This window comes from Cellulomonas endophytica (assembly GCF_004123805.1).
Taxonomy (GTDB): Bacteria; Actinomycetota; Actinomycetes; order Actinomycetales; family Cellulomonadaceae; genus Cellulomonas; species Cellulomonas endophytica.
Window position 1 is genome coordinate 1 of record NZ_RWJX01000141.1, and the last position, 3,554, is coordinate 3,554.

The 3,554-nt window shown below is 59.3% G+C and carries 2 rRNA genes; both read right to left on the reverse strand.

The features are described 5' to 3' along the window. Window positions 1–3: 3 nt before the first annotated feature. A 5S ribosomal RNA gene (gene rrf, locus EJA20_RS18195) occupies window positions 4–120 on the reverse strand. Between the two features lie 115 nt (window positions 121–235). Continuing rightward, window positions 236–3,349, reverse strand: a 23S ribosomal RNA gene (locus EJA20_RS18200). Between the last annotated feature and the right edge of the window lie 205 nt (window positions 3,350–3,554).

Below are 3,554 nucleotides of genomic sequence, written 5' to 3' on the forward strand. Positions count from 1 at the left end.
AGTGTCCGGCGGCGTCCTACTCTCCCACACCCTGGCGGGTGCAGTACCATCGGCGCTGGTGGGCTTAGCTTCCGGGTTCGGAATGGGACCGGGCGTTTCCCCACCGCTATGACCGCCGTAACAGGGTCGAACCAGTGCGAGGTCACCCCGCCCGACCACACACAGGGGTGTGGTGGGGGGTGGGTCGCGGTTCGGGAACCGCACAGTGGACGCGTGCAACATGTTTTGAATGGGTGTGAGCAAGTTGTCGGCTGATTAGTACCGGTCAGCTGCGGCAGTCGTTGGTCCTGCCTTCCACATCCGGCCTATCGACCCCGTGGTCTACGGGGAGCCTCTCACCCCTCAGAGGGGGCGTGGAAACCTCATCTTGAAGCAGGCTTCCCGCTTAGATGCTTTCAGCGGTTATCCCTTCCGAACGTAGCCAACCAGCCGTGCTCCTGGCGGAACAACTGGCACACCAGAGGTTCGTCCGTCCCGGTCCTCTCGTACTAGGGACAGCCCTTCTCAAGTTTCCTGCGCGCGCAGCGGATAGGGACCGAACTGTCTCACGACGTTCTAAACCCAGCTCGCGTACCGCTTTAATGGGCGAACAGCCCAACCCTTGGGACCTACTCCAGCCCCAGGATGCGACGAGCCGACATCGAGGTGCCAAACCATGCCGTCGATATGGACTCTTGGGCAAGATCAGCCTGTTATCCCCGGGGTACCTTTTATCCGTTGAGCGACGGCGCTTCCACAAGCCACCGCCGGATCACTAGTCCCGACTTTCGTCCCTGCTCGACCTGTCGGTCTCACAGTCAAGCTCCCTTGTGCACTTGCACTCGCCACCTGATTGCCAACCAGGCTGAGGGAACCTTTGGGCGCCTCCGTTACATTTTGGGAGGCAACCGCCCCAGTTAAACTACCCACCAGGCACTGTCCCTGATCCGGATCACGGACCGAGGTTAGACATCCGAAGCGGTCAGAGTGGTATTTCAACGTCGACTCCACAGACACTGGCGTGCCCGCTTCACAGTCTCCCACCTATCCTACACAAACCGCACCGAACACCAATACCAAGCTATAGTAAAGGTCCCGGGGTCTTTCCGTCCTGCTGCGCGTAACGAGCATCTTTACTCGTAGTGCAATTTCGCCGAGTTCGCGGTTGAGACAGCGGAGAAGTCGTTACGCCATTCGTGCAGGTCGGAACTTACCCGACAAGGAATTTCGCTACCTTAGGATGGTTATAGTTACCACCGCCGTTTACTGGGGCTTAAATTCTGAGCTTCGCAACCGAGGTTGCTGACCCGTCCTCTTAACCTTCCAGCACCGGGCAGGCGTCAGTCCGTATACATCGTCTTGCGACTTCGCACGGACCTGTGTTTTTAGTAAACAGTCGCTTCTCCCTGGTCTCTGCGGCCCTCCATGCTTCCCCGGGCAAGCCGGTTCACACTTCAGGCCCCCCTTCTCCCGAAGTTACGGGGGCATTTTGCCGAGTTCCTTAACCACGATTGTCTCGATCGCCTTGGTATTCTCTACCTGACCACCTGAGTCGGTTTGGGGTACGGGCGGCTAGAACCTCGCGTCGAGGCTTTTCTTGGCAGCATAGGATCACCCTGTTCCCGCTGGTGCGGTCACCATCAGCTCTCAGGCACGTGCCGGCCGGATTTACCTGACCGACGCCCTACAGCCTTGGACGTGGACAACCATCGCCACGCCGAGCTACCTTCCTGCGTCACCCCTGTTAACACGCTTACCTACTACCGGATCAGGTCCCAGCCGGCACACCCCGATGCCCCGAAGGGCGGTGAGGAGTACCAGGTGGTTAGTATCACCGGGCTCGGTATGGGCGGTTCTTCGCCGGTACGGGAATATCAACCCGTTGTCCATCGACTACGCCTGTCGGCCTCGCCTTAGGTCCCGACTTACCCAGGGCGGATGAACCTGGCCCTGGAACCCTTGGTCATTCGGCGGACGGGTTTCTCACCCGTCATTCGCTACTCATGCCTGCATTCTCACTCGTGTGGTCTCCACACCTGGGTCACCCCGGCGCTTCACCGTCCACACGACGCTCCCCTACCCACCCACACGCCTGAACCCCGTAAAGGGCTGAGCTGATGTGTGAGTGCCACGGCTTCGGCGGTGTGCTTGAGCCCCGCTACATTGTCGGCGCGGAATCACTTGACCAGTGAGCTATTACGCACTCTTTCAAGGGTGGCTGCTTCTAAGCCAACCTCCTGGTTGTCAGAGCAACTCCACATCCTTTCCCACTTAGCACACGCTTAGGGGCCTTAGCCGGTGATCTGGGCTGTTTCCCTCTCGACTACGAAGCTTATCCCCCGCAGTCTCACTGCCACGCTCTGGCTTACCGGCATTCGGAGTTTGGCTAACGTCAGTAACCTGGTGGGGCCCATCGGCTATCCAGTAGCTCTACCTCCGGCAAGGAACGCGTGACGCTGCACCTAAATGCATTTCGGGGAGAACCAGCTATCACGAAGTTTGATTGGCCTTTCACCCCTAACCACAGGTCATCCCCCAGGTTTTCAACCCTGGTGGGTTCGGGCCTCCACACGGTCTTACCCGCGCTTCACCCTGCCCATGGCTAGATCACTTCGCTTCGGGTCTAGAGCACGCGACTGACACGCCCTGTTCGGACTCGCTTTCGCTACGGCTTCCCCACACGGGTTAACCTCGCCACGTACCACTAACTCGCAGGCTCATTCTTCAAAAGGCACGCCGTCACCCCTGCTAGGGAGGCTCCGACGGATTGTAGGCACACGGTTTCAGGTACTATTTCACTCCCCTCCCGGGGTACTTTTCACCTTTCCCTCACGGTACTTGTCCGCTATCGGTCATCAGGGAGTATTTAGGCTTACACAGTGGTCTGTGCAGATTCACTCCAGGTTTCTCGGGCCCGGAGCTACTTGGGATGATGCACGGGAGACGCACACGTTTCGGCTACGGGGGTCACACCCTCTGTGCCGGGCCTTTCAAGACCCTTCGCCTACATGCACGTTTTCTGACTCCCTACCAGGTCGGCAGACCCGGTGGCGCAGTCCCACAACCCCGCACGTGCAACGCCTGCCGGCTCTCACACACGTACGGTTTGGCCTGATCCGCTTTCGCTCGCCACTACTCACGGAATATCTCTTCCTGCCGGTACTGAGATGTTTCACTTCCCGGCGTTCCCTCCACGCACCCTATATATTCAGGTGCGGGTCACAGCACATGACTGCTGCGGGGTTCCCCCATTCGGACACCCTCGGATCACTGTCTGTTTGCCGACTCCCCGAGGCTTTTCGCAGGCTACCACGTCCTTCTTCGGCTCCTGATGCCAAGGCATCCACCCTGTGCCCTTAAAAACTTGCCACAAAGATCATTCAAAGATGCTCGCGTCCACTGTGCAGTTCTCAAACAACGACCAGTCCCCACCCGTAGCAGCCGGCGCCAGCCCGACACACCCCTTCACAGCTCACCCACCCCGAGGACAACCCTCGAGACGTGGCAGCTGTGCGGCGTGCACCGGCGGTACGACCGACCAGGCAGGACCACCCAGAAGACCCAGCACACACCCC